Origin of the sequence: Myroides sp. C4067 (genome assembly GCF_038039665.1) — a bacterium.
In the GTDB taxonomy this organism is placed as follows: Bacteria; Bacteroidota; Bacteroidia; order Flavobacteriales; family Flavobacteriaceae; genus Flavobacterium; species Flavobacterium odoratimimum.
In genome coordinates, this window is the sequence record NZ_JBBPHJ010000004.1 from 99,092 (window position 1) to 117,813 (window position 18,722).

The window sequence follows — 18,722 nt, forward strand, 5'->3', positions numbered from 1 at the left end:
TAATCTGGGTTAAATAGAAGTGAATAGGTTATTCAAGAGCAAAAAATGTCAATTGATGTATCTATACCCTATAAGAGCTGAATACCCCTGTATTTTTGTGTAAGAATAATTAGAGAAGATGAGAATAAATAGATATTTGGGCAGGGGATACCGCAGTACTGCTGCTCATGTTTTGCAACAGGCTTTTAATGAAAAACTAAAAGGAATACTAGGGGCAGAGGAAGAAATACATCAAGTTATTTTAGCATCTCTAGATGCTAAGCATATTATCGTGGCACGTTCTAGTGAAGGAGAATTAATAGGTGTAGCAGCTTATCAACACAATGGTCAATGTACTTTGAATATTTCTCTGAGTATTATGATTAAGGTATATGGGCTGATAAGAGGACTTTATAAGATGATGCAGCTCATTATGTACTTTCCTTCTAAGAGAGATAAGGATGTGGTCTATGTAGATGCTATTGCGGTAGATGAGAATTTTAGAGGATTAGGAGTCGGAAAAATGCTATTAGAAGAAGTAGAAAAGTTAGCTTTAGAACATCATGCAAGATATGTAAGTTTAGATGTAATTAAAGAGAACCCTCGTGCAAAAAAACTATATGAGCAAATAGGTTTTGTAGAAGTGAAATACAACGAATTAGACGAACGAACAAGTGATAAACTTGGCTTTTCAGGGTATTATTATATGATGAAAGTAATAGGTTAAATGCTATTCTGGTATTGTAATTGAGAGCTATTTCTTAACTTAAGACTAAGGAAGACAAGTTCAGTTATAAAAAATGTAAAACGAGCTTTGTTTTTTGTTACTTTAGGTATATAATCGAAAAAATCAGGAAAGAATAGCATAATTTTAATCTGTAATGAAAACACAAAAGCAAAAGAGGAGTAAGAAAGAATGGAGGTATAGAGTAGCTTTAACGCTCTTAGTAGCGTTGTTTTTTATTTTTTCGTTGTACATTATTAGTACTGCAGATCAGTATCAGATAGTTTCTTTTGAGAGTGGATATACCTTTACGGCAGATGTGATTTGGTTTATAGCTATCAGTTGGATTGTGACTACCCTAGGTATTTATCTGTCAGACCGATTGCCGATAAAGACGTATTCTATAAAAGAAGTAATTCGGTTTGGAGTATTGCATGTGATTATTTGTGTTGTAGTCTTCTTATTTTTAGTTATTGTGACAGATTACTATTTAATAGATCAAGATCATACAGCACGAGAAGACTGGTTAGGCGCTAGACAGATGTTTTTTATAGGCTTATGCCTTACTGTATTTGTTATCGTTGTACACAATGGAAGAAAGCTAATAACGATGTGGAAAGAATCCGTTTATGAAAATGCACAGATGAAAGAAATAGTATTACAGAGCCAACTAGCATCTTTAAAAGCTCAATTAGACCCACACTTTATGTTTAATAATTACAGTGTACTAAGAAGCCTAATCCAAGAGGATAAAGAGAAAGCAAGTGAGTTCTTAGAGCGATTGTCTGATGTGCAACGCTATCTATTGGCAAACCTAGAGCATGACTTAGTCAGTCTAGCCAAGGAGATACAGTTCTTGATTGATTATTTATACTTGATTAAGATTCGCTTTGGCGAAAGTATACAAGTAGAGATCAATGTCAGACCAGAGCTGTTAGGAATGAAGATTCCACCCATGACTTTACAATTGTTATTAGAAAACGCAATAAAACACAATAAAGCAACCAAAAAAAGTCCCCTCTTTGTGAATATTTATGGGGAAGAAGAATATTTAATTATTGAGAATAACCTCCAATTATTGAACACTCTTCCTCATTCTTCTAAGTTAGGACTGACGAATATAAAAAAGAGATACTTACTGATCGAAGACAGAGAGGTCGTGATAGAACAGACCGTATCCGTTTTTAGAGTTAAAATCCCATTGTTATAAGCTATGATAAAAGTATTGATAGTAGAAGACGAACAGTATAATGCACAGCATCTGACTACCTTACTTCAGGATATAAAAGAAGATATTCAGGTCGTGCAGGTTATAGAAGGTGTAGAGGACTGTATAGAATGGCTAGAGCAGCATGATGATATTGACCTAATCTTTATGGATATAAGATTAGGAGATGGAGTATGCTTCGAAATATTTGATGCCATAGAAGTAAACGTACCGATTGTTTTTACGACAGCTTATGATCAGTATGCCTTACAAGTATTTCAGGTTAACAGTATAGATTATTTATTAAAACCAATCAAAAAATCTGCCTTAGAACAAAGCATAGCGAAGTATAAAAAACTACATCAATTACAGGTCTTAGATAAAGAAATCTTAAGCAATCTAACCGAAGTTATACACGGAAAGAAACAGAGTTATAGAACACGTTTTTTACTGAGTAATAACGATAGGTATAAAGTTGTACAGACAAGTGATATTGCCTATATCTATACAGAATTTCGTCTGTCTAAAGCAGTTATGTTTGATAAATCTGTTCACGTATTACCATTCACTATGGAAGAACTAGAATCAGAATTAGATCCTAATCGATTCTTTAGAATATCTAGACAATATCTAATAAGCTACGAGAGTATCACTGCTATTCAGAATAATCTAAACAGTAAGGTAAGTGTAGTATTACAGGGCGATGTAGAGGTGGATCTAAGTAGAGAAAGAACACGAGCGATAAAGCAATGGCTTGACACATAGTCCTTAGGAAGTTAACGGTTCACAGTAATTAGTTTACAGTCTTGCCCTAGGGGCTTAATACACTTTACTTTAATATTATAGACTAAATGATTTTACTAGTTGTTGATATAGTGTAAGTTAAAAAAAGGGAACCTTATATTGAGGTTCCCTTTTTTAACATATATGATTACTCTTTTAGCTATATTGCTAATAAGGCTTTACTACTTGTGCTGTCGCAGATATTTAATTCGTGGCGTGTATGCACCTCTATAATGTACTTAGAGGGTGTGATATACTATATATGGACAGCATAGACCAATCGATTTCACACCATCGCGATTTTATAAAAAAACGACATCACAAAAATACAAACCCTTACTCTTTTAATTGGATAGCTAAGATTTCACCCGTAGCACAGATTATTCCATTAGCCTCTAGGGTTAGATCTACCCATACCTTTCTGCCCTCTATGCTTCTTAGTTTACCCTTTAGCACTAGTTCTTCTCCCATAGGAGTAGAGGCTTTAAAATCAACTTTAAGAGAAGCTGTTACACATCTCACAGGTATAGTGTCTTCTAGTGGGATATTATTGTGCTTACACAAAAATGCCGCTGCTGATCCTGTACCATGACAGTCTAGTAGAGAAGCGATTAAACCACCATATACGCTTCCTGGTATAGCAGTGTATTTAGTATCTGGAGTAAAACGAGCGATTGTTTCTTCTCCGTCAAGATATGTTTTTAGTTGATGTCCATTAGGATTGTTTTTTCCACAGCCATAGCAGTGCGCTAAGCTCTCAGGATATAGATCTTGGATTGCTTGTGTCATAATATTTGTTTTGGTTGTTATTCGATAGAGGAATCTCTCTATTACAAATAAAGTTATTTTTATTGAAGTACAAAAATTTAACCTGATTAGAGTATGGATTATAACTGCTAAAAATGTAAAACATTTTTTATCATATGATAAAAAAAACCTTTTTCTATATCCTAATCTTTGTATCCCAAAAATAGCGTGATAAGGCTATATCATTATTAAATAATAATTTAATCAATACAAGTAAAATGGAAAATAGAGGACCTATTTCTCAATTTATGGCGCATAATTATCGCCACTTTAACTCAGCAACTGTAGTAGATGCTGCTCAAGGGTATGAAAAGTTTTTAGATGAAGGAGGGAAGATGCTTATTTCTCTTGCAGGTGCGATGAGTACTGCTGAGCTAGGAATCTCATTAGCAGAGATGATTAGACAGGACAAAGTAGCTATTATCTCATGTACAGGGGCTAACTTGGAAGAGGATATTATGAACTTAGTAGCGCATTCTCATTATAAAAGAATTCCTAACTATAGAGACTTAACTCCTGAGGATGAGTTGGCTCTGTTAGAGAATAAATATAACCGTGTTACGGATACTTGTATCCCTGAAGAAGAAGCATTTAGAAGAATACAAGGGCATATCGAGAAAATATGGAAAGACAGTGAAGCAGCAGGTGAGAGTTATTTTCCACATGAGTATATGTATAAGTTACTATTAAGCGGTGTGTTAGAAGAGCATTATGAGATAGATCCTAAAAACTCATGGATGCTAGCTGCTGCAGAAAAAAACTTACCAATCGTAGTACCAGGATGGGAAGACTCTACGATGGGGAATATCTTCGCTTCTTATGTAATCAAGGGGGAATTGAAGTCTAGAACGGTAAACAGTGGAATAGACTATATGGTGTGGTTAGCAGATTGGTATAAAAAGAATGCTGTAGATCAAGGAGTTGGTTTCTTCCAGATAGGAGGAGGTATTGCTGGAGATTTCGCTATGTGTGTAGCTCCTATGTGGGCACAGGATTTAGAGGATGATTCAGTATTGAGATGGAGATACTACTGTCAGATTACAGATTCTACTACTTCTTTTGGATCTTACTCAGGATGTATTCCAAACGAGAAGATTACTTGGGGTAAACTAGACGTAGATACACCTAGTTATGTAATCGAATCAGATGCTACTATTGTAGCCCCATTGATTTTCTCATGGGTATTGAAACAATAAATAAGAAAGAGCCTTCGGGCTCTTTTTTTTGTCTTAGAATAAAGGACTAAAAGTTGAGTTCCATTTCTTAGGAATGAAATGAAAGAATTTGGTAATCAGAGGTCTACTATAAGTTTATTGACTTTTTTTTACTCTATTATAGAAATACTAAAGCTTATGAAAGTTCTAAATATGAGAATATTTTAACCAATCTAAATTCAAAAAACAGGACAAATCACAGCTGTTAAAAATATTAACATTTAGATGTTTTTTAGGGATTTTAAGCACGCGATAAAGCCAGTGACAGCAAGGCTTTTGGGAAGTTTGTTTGGACGTTGTTCGGAAGTTCTTTGCAAAGTGTTCGGAAAAAGGGGTGTTTTCCGAACACTTTCCGAACAAACCACAACGGAGACCGCATGAATACTCGGTTCGCAGTGAATTTACGATGTTAAAAAACTTGTTAAAATTTTGAAATTGAGATTTTGAAAGCTGTGGTTTGTGCTTTCTTTTTGGTAAGATGTACCAGACTTTGAATAGAAGAATATTCTCAATAATAACCATTGAGTCAAAGCCTTTACTGCAGGCAAAGGTAGTAAAAAAATAGATAGGAGAAAAGAGGGTGTAGGAGGTAAGGGGAGAAATAGGTGGTGTGTCTAAGAGAATTAAGCAATGGGAATTGTTTTATATAGCTATTTGAATTGTTGTATTTTGGTTTTGTTATTTTGATTAATTTTATTCAAAGTGTGAGGAAGTGCTATTCATGTATTAATCCCCTTATAGTAGCGAATGATTTACCTTAAATTAAAAAACACTGCTTTATCTAGAACGATACTGTAGTTGTATAGTATAATGTAGATGTTATAATTAGATGAAACAATGAAGTTAGTGGACTTAGTGAAATATTTCAGAAAAGGAGGGACTTATCAGGACTTTTGTAAGTTGTACTTCCTAAATGTTGATTCAGAGGTTATCGAAATATACATGGAGACACCTTTTCAAATAGATAACGAGATCTTCTTTTTTGAACTAGAGCAGACAGAAGGAGTGTTAGAGTTTGAAGCTAATAATATAGTGTTGTCAAGTTTATTTGATTTCTATGTGTTTCTTGACATGATCGAAGAATCAAATCAAGAGACCTATAAGAATGTAAGCGATCTAGATATTGCTAAAAGGCTTATTAGTTATGGTTTAAATAATGCTTGAGGAAAGCAATACTTAATAGATGTTATTTTTATGAGACAAGATGTATGGGGAATAAGGGAGAATATTTGTGATAAAAGGAAGATTAATAGTGAGAAATAAGATGAAAGAGATTAGTGAAGAGCAATTGTATAGCTATTTTTTAGAAACTCTTAATTGTTGTGGTACTTTTCTTCTAGATCGTAATGATGATGAAATAGAATATTTGATTTTTGAAGTATTTGATATTAATGTTCGTACATTTTTTTATTGTGATACGCTTATAAAGCTACTTACTAATAAAAGAATATCAATAGAAACGTATGAGAAAGCAGAGAGAGTTAGATGCCTATATTTGAGTACCGAGGGGACGGACTTATGGAGTATTAATGGTATAAGAGAAAGTGATATATGGAAAGAGATTTTTAATCTATGTGATGATATAAGAAAAGATAAAATTATAAAAGAATGAATAAGATACCGTTATTTGATAATCCTAGTAAGGAGATATTGTCAAGAGATGTGTTATCTGTATAGTATTAAAACATTTTTTCTAACATATAGGTAACTATAATTTAACTTGGGCTTATAGACTAAATATTTCAATACCTTTATTTTTACGCATTTTATAAGCTATAATAGTGCCGATGCGTTGGTTTTTTATATTTTTTCTGTTTTCTTGCCTTTCTTGGGGGCAAAGTGTCCACTTTAAAACAATCACTACAAAAGAAGGACTTTCTAATAATTCTATTAATTGTATAGCAAATCACCCTGATGGGGCAGTCTGGATAGGGACATGGGATGGGCTAAACCTATTAGATGGCAAACAAGTAAAGGTCTATAAACACGACCCTAAGAATCCTAATTCTATTGGAGGTAATGATATTTATGCATTACTAAGGGATAGAGAAGATCGCTTGTGGATCTTATCTGATGGGAAACAGATAAGTTTATGGATAAAGGATGATGTTTTTCAGAATTATAGTTTTTCTAGTGAACCTCGTGTACTGAGTTTAGATGAACAAGGCAATATTCTCGTACAGCTAGAATCAAAAAAGTGGTTCACTTTTAGAGGAGGTCAGTTTGTATCTGTAGATGCTCGTTATATTGGTGATGTGGCAGACCACTTAGTAGAGGATGCTAGAAAGAAGTCTCCTCAGTATTATGTGCAAGCTAGTTTACTAGAGAATATACGAGAGCAATTTCCGGAGTTCATTATCAATGCTATTGCAACAGAGACTAATGGGAATACATGGATCGGTACTAAAAGCCAAGGTGTTTTTCTATTAAGAGCAATAGAGGGGGAATATAAGATTATCGAAAACCATAAAGTAGATCCACAGCATCCTTATAGCTTACTCAGTAATGAGGTGATGGTACTGCATATAGATAAGTTTGACAATATATGGGTAGGGACTAAAGATGGTGGAGTCTCTATTCTACCGACGAATAAGGCAAGTCTTGATTATGTGTTTTCTCATTCAGAGAGACAACCTCATCTACCACATGAGACCATTCGCGCTATTGCGGTAGATAAGCTAGGAGGTAGATGGATAGGATATTATACACAAGGGGTTTTTTATCAAAAGAAGCGTAATGAACCTTTTGTACCAGTTGTTATAGAAAAATACAAAGAGAATAAGGATTGGAACAGAATACGCAGTTTATACTCGGACTCTCATGGTAATATCTGGATAGGAACCTATGCAGGAGTAGTAAAGATAGAAGAGGGTAAACAAGAGTTTTTTCAAGAGGGAATTACCAAGCATTTTATCAGTAATAGAACGTATGCCTTTGCAGAAGATATCAATCATTATCTATGGATGGGTAGCTGGGGAGGTGTGAGCAAGTATAATGCACTGACTAAAAAGTTTGAACCTTTTATCAATCAAGATAAATTAAAGCAATACCATATTCGTCATATTTCTATTCAAGATAATTTATTGATTTTAGCTACTGAAGAACATGGGGTGGTATTCTACGATTGTCGATCTGGGGAGATTAATATCATTAATCAAGAAAAAGGATTGCTAGGCAATAGTGTATTCTCTACTTATGCAGATGCTTTTACAGGTGATCTATGGGTGGCTACTTTAGGAGGGATATCAGTATTTGATACTGACTATGAACTTAAGAAGCAAATTAGAGAAGAAGATGGTCTTCCTAGTCATTTGGTGTATAGTCTTACTCCTTCTCAGGATGATGTTTGGATTAGTACTACTAAAGGAATAGCTTCAATAGATAAACATACTTATAACGTCTTAAACTTTAGTAATTATATTGGTTGGCAAGGACTAGAATTTTCTGAAGGAGCATATAGTCAGAGTAAAAAAGGCTTTTTGCTTTATGGAGGAAATAAAGGCTTAAATATCATAGATCCAGGACATCTCAGAAATGATCAAAAAGCCCCAGAATTTAGAGTCTTACTCAATGAACGTATAGCAGAAGAGGGAAAGGTTAGTTTTTTTGAACCAGATGAGAATAAATTGCGTCTTACTTTATATCCTATAGGTTTTAATCAATATCCGATTAATCAATTTGAATATAGAATAGTAGGTCTTTTTGATGACTGGAGGGTTCTTCCTCAAAAAGAAGTTAATTTAGATGATTTAGACCATAAACGCTATCAGATAGAGATACGTGATACAGTACAAAAAGACAAGCGTATAGTATATATGATTGCTTTTGAAATCGAAAAGCCTTTTTTCTTACAGCCTTATTTTGTTATTTTATTTGTCATCGCTGGAGGGGTAATTGTTTTATGGCGTGTACGTATCAAGCAAAGGAAGATGAGAAAGAGAGAGATCGAGCTTAAAAAACAAGTAAGAGATCGCACAAAGGAAGTGGAAGCACAAAAGAGACATCTCGCTAATAAAAATGAACAGCTTAGTATTTTAAATCAAGAAATAGAACAACAGAAAGGAGAATTACTGAATCTACATAGCAAATTAAAGAATGACGATATAGAGATGGAGAATTTCAGAATCTTCTTGTTATCTCGAATTAAGAAGCCTATTGTCAATACATTGGGGATACTAGAAGAACTTAATGTAGAAACGACACAAAAGGAGGAGTTGATTAAAGTTTATGATATGGTTCGGGAGTGGAACTATATAGAGCAAGTCAAAGATTTTGACACTATAGAATTAGTAAGTGTAGAGATGACTTCTTTTATAGAACACTTAAAAGAGGAGTGGGGAGCGATAAAAGAGAAGTATGGTGTAGAGGTAGTAGTGTGTAATGAAGTAGATGCTCAGTGGGTAGAAGTAGATTTATTGCGTTTTAAACTGTGCTTGCGTTATCTGCTATACGAATGTTATAAGTACTTAGAAGATAATCAGCAAATAACGGTTCGCTTCTATATGAAGGACAATGTTTTACACATTGATTTAGACTCAGAGAGTCATACTTTATTTGCGTTTTGGAATGACAACAGAAATTTTAGTCCTTACTACAGAGCTTTTGAGACTTTATTACAGAATCTAAATGGTATACTGATTATTAATAGTGAGTCAGTGTTCTCTCTTGGCATATCTATTCCTCTAGTCCCATTAGAAGAAAATAGGAGAGTAGAGAAGGGGAATTGGGATGAATTCTTAGAAGAGCTACAAGTGTTACCAAAGGATAAAAATAATATCCTAGTGTATGCTAAAGAAGAGGATAAAGCAATTGTCAAACAGTTATTAGCAGGACAAGAAGATACTAATTTGGTCTATAATCACAGTGTGAGTAGAGTAGTAGGGAATATAGAGCATTATAAGTATGACGCATTAGTACTTTATAATATTGAGATGTCTGATCGCACCTTATCTCTATTTGCACAGATTAAAAAACTGGCTCAGAAACAAAGGTTACTTATCTTTTATATCGCAGAGACAGTAGATTATTTTGTACAGGAACAATTGAGTCAATTGGGGGTTAGTGATTTTATTCACTTACCAGTTGGTAAAATGACCTTAGATAATATGGTTTTTAAGCGTATTCGTTATGATAAAGAAAACAAGGAAAGTAATACACTCCTTTGGAAGACGAATTTAACAGAGGATGTTATAGTGAATCTTTCACCTAATGAACGTTTGTTTAGAAAAGGAATGGAAATGATGAATGCAAGATTTAGTGATGCCTCGTTCAGTGTAGATCAATTGACAGTAGAGCTAGGTATTTCTAAGATGAAGTGCTATCGTTTGTTTAAAGAGTTTGTAGAGCAATCTCCTTTAGAAATATTAATTGAAATGCGCTTACAAAAAGCAAAAGTATTGATCGAGAAAGGGGACTTGACAATTTCAGAAGTCTGTTTTGAATGTGGTTTTAACGATCCGAAGTACTTTAGTAAATCTTTTAAAAAGCGTTTTGAACATAGTCCTTCACACTTTAAAAATGACTAGAAGAACATGTAGAATAGATTATCCTAGTGTTAACTAAAGGTTATTGTCCAAATAGTACACTACTCTGATATAGAATTAGCCTTTTACTGAAAGATTATTACACTTCGCTGAAAGAAAATTACCCCTGTATTATGCAAAGCAGAAGTACTTTCGAAAGTGAAATATCAATGTAATCAATCTTATGAAAAGACATTTCTTAGTATGGCTGTTATGTATAGGAGGTAGTACTTTCTTACATGCACAAGTGATAGTAAAAGGAAAGGTAGCAGGCAAAAGTGATGGCCTACCTGTTTCTTTTGCTACAGTAATCGCTAATAAGGACAATTCTACTTGGGTAACTACGGATGCCGATGGGAATTTTACACTAGAATTAGCCAAAGAAGCGGGTACTCTTTCTGTAGAGTATTTAGGATACAAAACGAAAACGATCAACTATCAAGGCGCTCAATTAGTAAGTATCCTTTTAGAACAAGACAGCAATATTTTAGATGAGGTCGTTTTAATTGGATATGGAGCTTCAAAGAAAAAAGATATTACCACTTCGATTGCAACAGTGGATAATATTAAACAAGTTGCTTCTAGACCAGTGTCTAATTTAAGTGATTTCTTACAAGGACAAGTTGCTGGGGTAACTGTAACACAGCAAGGAGGAGATCCTTCTGAGAGCAGTAAGATGGTTATCCGTGGTTCAGGTTCATTAGCTAATGAAGCACCACTTACTGTAGTAGATGGTGTACCTTATTATGGTCCAGCAATTAGCCCAAATGATATTGAATCAGTATCTATCTTAAAAGATGCGGCTGCAGCTGCAATCTACGGAGCTCAGGCTGCTTCAGGAGTAATTGTAATTACAACTAAAAAAGGAGTAAAGGGAGATCCTAGTGTTTCTTTAAATGTGTATACAGGTTTTTCAAAAGCAACAAACTTACCAACACCATTAGATGCACAAGGACAAGCTTCTGTATATAATATGGCAGCAGATAATGCAGGAGTTCCTAGACAGTCTGCACATGATGCTCTACTTAATCCATGGGGGCAAGTGAATAGAACAAATTGGATGGATGAAATCTTTAGAACTGCAGCTATGCACAATGTAGATGCTAGTATCTCTGGAGCTTCTGACCATACGAATTATTTTGCTTCTCTTGGGTATAATAAAAAAGAAGGAACTTTAATAGGAACATTTTCTGAACGTTATAACTTTAGATTAAAGGCAGATACTAAGCTGACTGATAAAGTTACTATTGGAGAGAATGTATACTACTCAAATACAAATGCTATTGGTACTAATACTACAAGTTCTTATTCAGGAAGTGTTATCAGTGCTTTATATATGCCTTCTGCAGCGCCTGTATACGATGCTGATGGTAAATTTGGAGGAGTAGTCCCTCATGATTTAGCACAGTTTGCTGGAGCGTATGGAGATGTGTATAACCCAGTAGCATTACTGCTAAGACCTACAACATCTAATCCAACGAATTTCTTAAATGCCAATGTGTATTTAAACTATGATATCGTTGATGGATTATCCTTCAAGACTTCTTATAGTTATGATTATACAAGTAATAAGTATAAGAAATTTACGCCTAAGGCACCAGAGTTAGGAAGAACAAACTTAAATAACTACCTATTAGAAAATAACTACGAAAAAACCCATTGGATATGGGATAACCAGTTGACTTATCACAAGACATTTGGTAAGCATGATGTTAATTTAACAGCTATTCATTCAGCGCAAAAAACAAATTACGACTATATTTCTGTACAAGGAGAAGGCTTTGGAAGTGAAGAATCATTTAACCAGTATATGGGTAATGCTTCTATCATCAGAAAGCCAGTTACAGAGGTGTATGAAGATGCCTTAACTTCTTTGATAGGACGTGTGATGTATAACTTCGATGATCGATATTTCGTATCGGGAAGTTTGCGTAAGGATACTACTTCACGTCTAGCTAAGAATAACCAATCAGAAGTATTCCCTTCTGCGTCTGTGGGATGGAGAATATCACAAGAGAACTTCTTTAATGTAAATGCAATTAGCGAGTTAAAATTAAGAGCTTCTTGGGGGCAAATAGGAAACATTAATTCTGTAGGCTATTATTCTTTTGATGTACCACTTAGCAATAGTGATATTATTATGGGAGAGGATGGTATGCTTACAGGTAAAGGGACTTATGTAAACCGTCAGTCTAACCCTAACTTAAAATGGGAAACATCAGAATCTTTTGATATTGGGCTAGATGCTGCTTTCTTTAATGGACGTTTAAACGTAGTGGCTGATTACTTTAGTAAGCGTACTAAAGGGATGATTATTCCTGGATTAGAAGATGCTCACCATGGTACAGCAGCAGCAGATGTAAATGGTGGTGAAGTACTGAATAAAGGTATCGAATTGTCATTGAGTTACAATGATCATATAGGAGACTTAAACTATAAGATCTTTGGGAATGCAAGTTTCTTAGAGAATGAACTAGTAAACTTAAATGGATATAACCAAAGTGGAATAGATTATATCGCTCATGGAGATAATGTTCGTGGGGTGCTTTCTCCATATAGATCTGTAGTGGGTAGACCGCTTTATTCTACTTATTTAGTTCCTTATTTAGGAATCTTCCAGTCGCAATCAGAGATTGATGCGCATCGTTCTAAAGAGGGTAAATTAATACAACCTAATGCTAAACCTGGTGACTTTAAGTTTCAAGATAGCAATGGAGATGGTAAGATAGATAATAATGATAAGCAGTTTATGAACGCTTACTTACCTAAGATCACTTATAGTTTTGGTTTAAACTTAGAATATAAAAACTTTGATCTAAGTATGTTCTTCCAAGGAGTAGGTGATGTGAAAGTATTCAACGGATATAAGTTTACGGCTTACAATGCTTCTTTACAAGGATATAATTTAGATAGTCGTGTGATGGGAGCATGGACTCCTGATAATCCGAATGCTAGTCTTCCTAGATTATCTACTAAGGATGATAATCAGAATTATGGAACGACTTCTAGTTGGTACTTAGAAGATGCTTCTTATTTACGATTAAAGAACTTAACAATCGGATACACTATGCCTAAGAGTGTAATGAATAGTCTATCCCCTAAATCTAGTTTAAGAATATTCATGTCTGGAGATAATTTATTTACGATTACTGGATATGATGGTATAGATCCAGAAGTAGGAGGTGTAGGAATGGACGTAGCAAGATATCCTGTGTCAAGAACAATATCAGGAGGTTTCTTATTTACTTTTTAATCACTTATAATTATGAAAAAATATAGTTTATCTAAATATAGCTTAGTATTAGGTTTATCAGCAATCTTATCACTAGGAGCTTGTAGTTCTGATTTTACAGAGTTAGATCCAAAAGGGAATACATCTTATGAAAACTTCTGGAAAACAGAACAGGATGCTACAGAGGCGGCTAATAGCTTGTATCAGATGATGATGGAAGATGAAATGTTCGGGAGAGGGTTCTTTTGGTATATTAATGCTTCTGACGATATGGTAACAGGACGTCTTAATGCAACAGCAGATAACATTAAAAACTTTAACCTAAACGGGGATGAGGGCTATATCAATGGTATTTATCAAAATGCTTATAAAGTAATCCGAAGAGCTAATGATATCATTGTTAATGTTCCTGGAATGAAAATTAGCGAATCATTAAAGAAGAGAGTACTAGGAGAGGCTTACTTTATGCGTGGTTTCTTTTATTTCTGGCTAGCGCATACGTATGGAGATAATGGAAATAACGGTGGTGTGCCTATTATTACAGAGGCTAATATGTCTCAGCCAGCAGGAAGCTATACAAGGCCAAAAAGCGTGATTGAGAACTATGATCATATCGTTCAAGATTTGACAAAAGCATCAGAGCTTTTGCCTCTTTTTACTTCTTATTCAGCTGATAATTATGGTAGAGCACATAAAGATGCTGCTTTAGCCTATATCGCAAAGACTTATTTATATTGGGCACAATATGACTCTTCTAAGTTTAATGAAGTAATTAAGTATGCAGACGCAGTTACAAATTCTGGATCAGGAAGAGCACTTGTCAATACAGGTAATCCTTCTAAAGATTACAGAGAATTACACAGTGCTTTAAACAACTGGAAGAGTGAGTATATCTGGTCTGTAAACTCTGGAATAGAAGGAGGAAGTATTCTTCCGGGCTGTATGTTAGAGAACAAAGGATGGGGAGCTTATAACGGATGGGGGTATTTTACACCTACTGAGGGGTTATACCAAGAGTTCGAAAAAGGGGATGCACGTAGAGCAGTAACGCTATTAGTCTTCGGAGATGAGTTCAGCTACTTTGGACAGACCAAAAGATACTCTTCAGAGAATTCGATGTCTGGACTTCAGTTTAACAAGTATATGTATGAGTATAGTACAGAAGATGCTTTAGGGAAGTTTATCAATATGAATGGAGATAAACCAACAACAAACTACAATGTTCCTCTAATGCGCTATGCTGAGATTTTACTAATGAAGGCAGAAGCTCAAATCATGCTTGGGCAGAATGGTGATCAGGCATTAAATCAGGTACGTAAGCGCGCTGGATTAGCACCTAAGAATGGGGCGACAATGACTGACTTAAAACATGAGAGAAGAGTAGAGTTAGCTGGAGAATTTGCAAATAGACATTTTGACTTAGTAAGATGGGGAGATGCAAAAGAGGCTTATGGAAAACCTCTTTATGGAAGAATTCACGAAGATCGTTCTAACCCTGATTCTCCTTATAAGGTATCAGAGGTATGGAAAGCTAGAAACTTTGATTCAAGTTATATGCACGTATGGCCAATACCAAATAGGGCTGTACAATCATCAGGAATACAACAAAACGTAGGATGGTAATTTAATTTCAAAACCAATTGAGGGCTACCTTTTTGGGGCTAGCCCTCTTTTTTATGCAACACAATGAAACGACTTTTTTTATCTATAGCCTTTATTTCGAGTGTTTTAATGGCTAATGCTCAATCAAGAAATTATAAGATACACTCTCATAATGATTATCATCAATCTACTCCTTTTTGGACGGCTTATTCTAATGGAGCAGAGTCCATAGAGATTGATTTAGTCATAGAACAAGGCAAGTTATATGTAGCACACGAAGTAAGTTCTGTACAAGTGAATAGAACGATAGAAAGCCTGTATTTGGAATCATTAGAAAAAGCTATTCAATTAGGTATTGGTAAGGCAAAGGGACTTAGTTTTTTAATCGATTTGAAATCAAATGCAAATCAGTCTATGGAGCTATTATTACCAGTGCTAAAGAAGTATGAACGATTAATTAAAGAACAAGAAATTACTTTTGTTATTTCTGGAAATAAGCCAGATACAAAAGTTTTTGAACAATATCCTTACTATGTAAAATTAGATCACCAGAGTTTAACTCCTTTAAAAAATGCAATGCTATGGGAACGAGTAACCATGGTAAGTCTTAATTTTAAAGATTACTCTGTCTGGAATGGTAAGGGGCGCATGGTAGAAGAAGAAAGACAAAAGCTTCAAGAGGTAATAGACTTAGTCCACAAACAAGGTAAACAAGTTCGTTTTTGGGGAACTCCTGATGGGAAAACAGCATTTAAAGCATTTTATGATATGGGTATTGATGTTATCAATACTGATAATCCTTATCTAGCACAGACATACTTAAAAAACTTAGATCGTGCTGTATATCATAATAAAACAGTATCTGAGGTCTATAAGCCAACATTTGCAAATGACGATAAGGATTTACCCATTAAGAATGTTATTCTCTTAATAGGGGATGGAAATGGCTTGACACAGATATCTTCTGCTGCTTTAGCAAATGGAGGTGACTTAAGTTTACTTCAGCTGAAGAGTGTAGGCTTTATCAAAACGCAAGCAGGAGATGATTTTACAACAGACTCTGCAGCAGCAGGAACTGCTTTAGCAACAGGTCAGAAAACCTATAATCGCTCTATTGGGATGGGAATGGATAGAATGCCTTTAAAGAATATGACAGAGTACTTAGCGCCGTTTAATTATAAAACAGGAGTAATTACCACAGATGAGTTAACAGGAGCTACGCCTTCTGCTTTTTATGCACATCAAAAAGATAGAGATGATAGCTCACTAATAGCTCAAGATTTATTAAAAAGTCAACTTTCTCTCTTTGTAGGTGGAGGAAAGAAGTCTTTTAACAATGTGAATCTAAAGCAAGAGTTTACTTTACTAGAGCAAGTAGAACAGCTTAGTACCAGTAAGGATGCTCGTGTTGGTTATTTCTTAGGAGAAGGAGGATTAAAAGGTGTGATAGAAGGAAGAACAGACGTTTTAGCCCAATCTACTAAACACAGTTTAGACTTTTTGTCAAAAGGAAATCAACCTTTCTTTTTAATGGTAGAAGGAGCTAAAATAGATTCTTATGGTCATTTTAATAATACAGGGGGGATTGTAACAGAGGGAATTGACTTCGATAAAGCGATAACAGAAGCTTTAAAATTTGCAGATAAAGACGGGCAAACCTTAGTTATTATAACAGCAGATCACGAGACAGGTGGTTTTGCAATTCCACAAGGAGACGTAAAACAAGGTATTATTGAAGGAGATTTCATTTCTCATGATCATACAGGAGCTATGGTACCTATTTTTGCTTACGGGCCTAAATCGGGTGAGTTTAGAGGTGCTTATGAGAATAATGAAGTCTACCATAAGATTATAAAACTCTTAAATCTAGATAACTAATGAAGCGCTTATTAGTAGGTATAAGTCTTATTATAACGAGTGGAGCTTGGGCTCAAGGGGCACAAGTAACAGGTAGAGTATTTGAAGATACCAATCAAAATAGGCAATACGATAAAGGAGAACCTCTGTTGAAAGATGTTTTGATCAGTAATGGCAAGGATTTAGTTGTGACTAATGCTAAAGGTGAATATAAGATCAACAGTTTAGAGCAAGGGCAAATCTTTTTAATCAAGCCTTCAGGATATCAGTCTCCTTTGTCAAAGTCTAATAAAGTTGAGTTTTATATCCCCTTTGGAGAAGAACATAAGAGTTATGATTTTCCTGTGTATAAGCAAGAGGAAGATAAATCTCTAAAGGCTGTTTTATTGGGAGATTTGCAGTCGGATGTAATGGATGATATTCATCACGTAGAAAAACTCGTGGTAAGCGAATTAGCTACCACACCTCCAGATTTAATCTTTCCGCTTGGAGATTTAGCTTTTGATCGTTTAGAAGTATTTGAGCCTTTATCACAGGCATTAGGTGTAATCGGTAGCCCTATATATTATGTGGTTGGAAATCATGATTTAAACTTTGGATCAGGTCTAACACTTCAAGATAGAGATAGTAGTTATAAGAAAGCTTTTGGCCCATCTTATTATGCATTAGAATATGGAGAGGAGCTTATTTTAGTACTTAATAATATACTTCCTGTAAATGACAAAGAATATATAGGAACAATAGATGAGGTACAAAAAGCTTTTATACAAAATGTACTAGCTCGTTATGCTCTAAAGTATGATAAAGTAAAAGTGATGATGCATATTCCTATTGAGTTTATGGAAGATAAGCAGGAGTTTCTAGACTTGTTTAAGGACTATAAAGAAGTCTTTGTAGCTGTAGGACATACACATACACAGTATCATCAGTACTTTGAAAGAGATAATAAAAAACCTGTACATCAATTAGTAGCTGGAGCTGTTTGTGGTGCGTGGTGGCAAGGGCCTCATGATATCGAAGGTATCCCTTTTGCTATGATGTATGATGGTACTTGGAAGGGATACTGGACACTAGAGACACAAAAAGGAGATTATAACTTATCCTATAAAGTATCTGGTAGAGCTGAGAATAAACAGATTCAGATTTGGACTCCAGAAGTACAAGAGTGGGATAAGAGTTTAGAACACTTAAACGATGGATATGTCTATGCAAATGTATTTGCGGCAGATCTGAATACAGCTGTTGAAATAAGCTTCGATGGTGTAAGTTGGCAAAAGATGAAGTACTATGAAGGAGTAGACCCTCATTATACCCGTTTAATAGAGCTACAGAATCAAGGGCGATATAAAAATATGAAAACCTCTCCTTTAGTAGACGCTAAAAGGAAGAGTAAACATTTATGGCGTATGCCAATACCTAAGGGGTTAAAAGAAGGCCCTCAGTTAATTAAAGTAAAAGCTATTGATCCTAGATACGGTCTTAATCATGTGGAGAATCGTGTCTTGTGGACCCCAAAATAGTTTTGTTGTAAGAAGTTGTTGTTTCAACTTTTTAGATTAGTAGTGTTTGTATTGGAAGGTGGCCTGGCGAGGTCACCTTTCTTTTTTTGAACCCTATTTAAAAGCACAAAGTTGGTTGTTTTAAAAAAGATTGTTTTTTTAACTTTTATAAAATAATAAAATTGATAATTAGCTGTTATAATATACATACTAGTAAAAGTTGCGTAGGTATATGCTTAACTTTATCTTTGTATGCTTAGGAAATAAAGAGATTTGCATAAATTGCTTTTGGAATA

Annotated in this window: 12 protein-coding genes; 11 read left to right on the forward strand and 1 reads right to left on the reverse strand. The window is 34.8% G+C overall.

What is annotated here, in order from left to right:
* Window positions 1-118 precede the first annotated feature (118 nt).
* The 3 genes from AABL87_RS03955 (at window position 119) to AABL87_RS03965 (ending at window position 2,675) form a co-directional block, all read left to right on the forward strand.
* Complete coding sequence (locus AABL87_RS03955; protein WP_006258990.1) at window positions 119-706, forward strand: GNAT family N-acetyltransferase; 588 nt, start codon at window positions 119-121, stop codon at window positions 704-706.
* Between the two features lie 154 nt (window positions 707-860).
* On the forward strand, window positions 861-1,913 hold the full coding sequence (locus AABL87_RS03960; protein WP_341276970.1) for a sensor histidine kinase: 1,053 nt from the start codon (window positions 861-863) through the stop codon (window positions 1,911-1,913).
* A gap of 3 nt (window positions 1,914-1,916) precedes the next feature.
* Entirely contained in the window at window positions 1,917-2,675 is a 759-nt protein-coding gene (locus AABL87_RS03965) for a LytR/AlgR family response regulator transcription factor (RefSeq protein ID WP_006258988.1), read from the forward strand.
* A 354-nt stretch (window positions 2,676-3,029) separates the two neighbouring features.
* Here the strand turns inward: AABL87_RS03965 and AABL87_RS03970 are convergent, their stop codons facing one another.
* Window positions 3,030-3,482, reverse strand: coding sequence for a PaaI family thioesterase (locus AABL87_RS03970; RefSeq protein ID WP_006258987.1), 453 nt, complete (start codon window positions 3,480-3,482; stop codon window positions 3,030-3,032).
* Window positions 3,483-3,718: 236 nt separating this feature from the next.
* Between AABL87_RS03970 and AABL87_RS03975 the strand changes: the two genes are divergently transcribed.
* The 8 genes from AABL87_RS03975 to AABL87_RS04010 all read left to right on the forward strand — a co-directional run bounded on the left by AABL87_RS03975 (window position 3,719) and on the right by AABL87_RS04010 (window position 18,447).
* A complete protein-coding gene (locus AABL87_RS03975; RefSeq protein WP_006258986.1) occupies window positions 3,719-4,696 on the forward strand; it encodes a deoxyhypusine synthase family protein in 978 nt (325 codons plus the stop codon).
* An 855-nt stretch (window positions 4,697-5,551) separates the two neighbouring features.
* On the forward strand, window positions 5,552-5,878 hold the full coding sequence (locus AABL87_RS03980) for a hypothetical protein (protein ID WP_341276971.1): 327 nt from the start codon (window positions 5,552-5,554) through the stop codon (window positions 5,876-5,878).
* A 100-nt stretch (window positions 5,879-5,978) separates the two neighbouring features.
* On the forward strand, window positions 5,979-6,326 hold the full coding sequence (locus AABL87_RS03985) for a hypothetical protein (protein WP_341276972.1): 348 nt from the start codon (window positions 5,979-5,981) through the stop codon (window positions 6,324-6,326).
* A 175-nt stretch (window positions 6,327-6,501) separates the two neighbouring features.
* The gene (locus AABL87_RS03990) at window positions 6,502-10,239 is read left to right on the forward strand and encodes an AraC family transcriptional regulator (protein ID WP_341276973.1); all 3,738 of its coding nucleotides are present in this window, start codon (window positions 6,502-6,504) and stop codon (window positions 10,237-10,239) included.
* A gap of 181 nt (window positions 10,240-10,420) precedes the next feature.
* On the forward strand, window positions 10,421-13,489 hold the full coding sequence (locus AABL87_RS03995) for a SusC/RagA family TonB-linked outer membrane protein (protein ID WP_341276974.1): 3,069 nt from the start codon (window positions 10,421-10,423) through the stop codon (window positions 13,487-13,489).
* Between the two features lie 12 nt (window positions 13,490-13,501).
* On the forward strand, window positions 13,502-15,091 hold the full coding sequence (locus AABL87_RS04000) for a RagB/SusD family nutrient uptake outer membrane protein (RefSeq protein ID WP_006258980.1): 1,590 nt from the start codon (window positions 13,502-13,504) through the stop codon (window positions 15,089-15,091).
* A 63-nt stretch (window positions 15,092-15,154) separates the two neighbouring features.
* Window positions 15,155-16,948 carry an alkaline phosphatase gene (locus AABL87_RS04005; protein WP_253113253.1) on the forward strand — a complete coding sequence of 598 codons (1,794 nt, stop codon included), beginning with the start codon at window positions 15,155-15,157 and terminating at the stop codon, window positions 16,946-16,948.
* A complete protein-coding gene (locus AABL87_RS04010; RefSeq protein ID WP_341276975.1) occupies window positions 16,948-18,447 on the forward strand; it encodes a calcineurin-like phosphoesterase C-terminal domain-containing protein in 1,500 nt (499 codons plus the stop codon). The genes AABL87_RS04005 and AABL87_RS04010 overlap by 1 nt, the downstream gene beginning before the upstream one ends.
* The last annotated feature ends 275 nt before the right edge of the window (window positions 18,448-18,722 follow it).

Excerpts from the sequence above, each read along its gene's own strand:
- AABL87_RS03980 (WP_341276971.1), top strand. The coding sequence starts at position 5,552 with ATGAAGTTAGTGGACTTAGTGAAATATTTCAGAAAAGGAGGGACTTAT.
- AABL87_RS04000 (WP_006258980.1), top strand. The coding sequence starts at position 13,502 with ATGAAAAAATATAGTTTATCTAAATATAGCTTAGTATTAGGTTTATCA.
- AABL87_RS03995 (WP_341276974.1), top strand. The coding sequence starts at position 10,421 with ATGAAAAGACATTTCTTAGTATGGCTGTTATGTATAGGAGGTAGTACT.
- AABL87_RS03970 (WP_006258987.1), bottom strand. The coding sequence starts at position 3,482 with ATGACACAAGCAATCCAAGATCTATATCCTGAGAGCTTAGCGCACTGC.
- AABL87_RS03965 (WP_006258988.1), top strand. The coding sequence starts at position 1,917 with ATGATAAAAGTATTGATAGTAGAAGACGAACAGTATAATGCACAGCAT.
- AABL87_RS04010 (WP_341276975.1), top strand. The coding sequence starts at position 16,948 with ATGAAGCGCTTATTAGTAGGTATAAGTCTTATTATAACGAGTGGAGCT.
- AABL87_RS03990 (WP_341276973.1), top strand. The coding sequence starts at position 6,502 with ATGCGTTGGTTTTTTATATTTTTTCTGTTTTCTTGCCTTTCTTGGGGG.
- AABL87_RS03975 (WP_006258986.1), top strand. The coding sequence starts at position 3,719 with ATGGAAAATAGAGGACCTATTTCTCAATTTATGGCGCATAATTATCGC.
- AABL87_RS03955 (WP_006258990.1), top strand. The coding sequence starts at position 119 with ATGAGAATAAATAGATATTTGGGCAGGGGATACCGCAGTACTGCTGCT.
- AABL87_RS04005 (WP_253113253.1), top strand. The coding sequence starts at position 15,155 with ATGAAACGACTTTTTTTATCTATAGCCTTTATTTCGAGTGTTTTAATG.
- AABL87_RS03985 (WP_341276972.1), top strand. The coding sequence starts at position 5,979 with ATGAAAGAGATTAGTGAAGAGCAATTGTATAGCTATTTTTTAGAAACT.
- AABL87_RS03960 (WP_341276970.1), top strand. The coding sequence starts at position 861 with ATGAAAACACAAAAGCAAAAGAGGAGTAAGAAAGAATGGAGGTATAGA.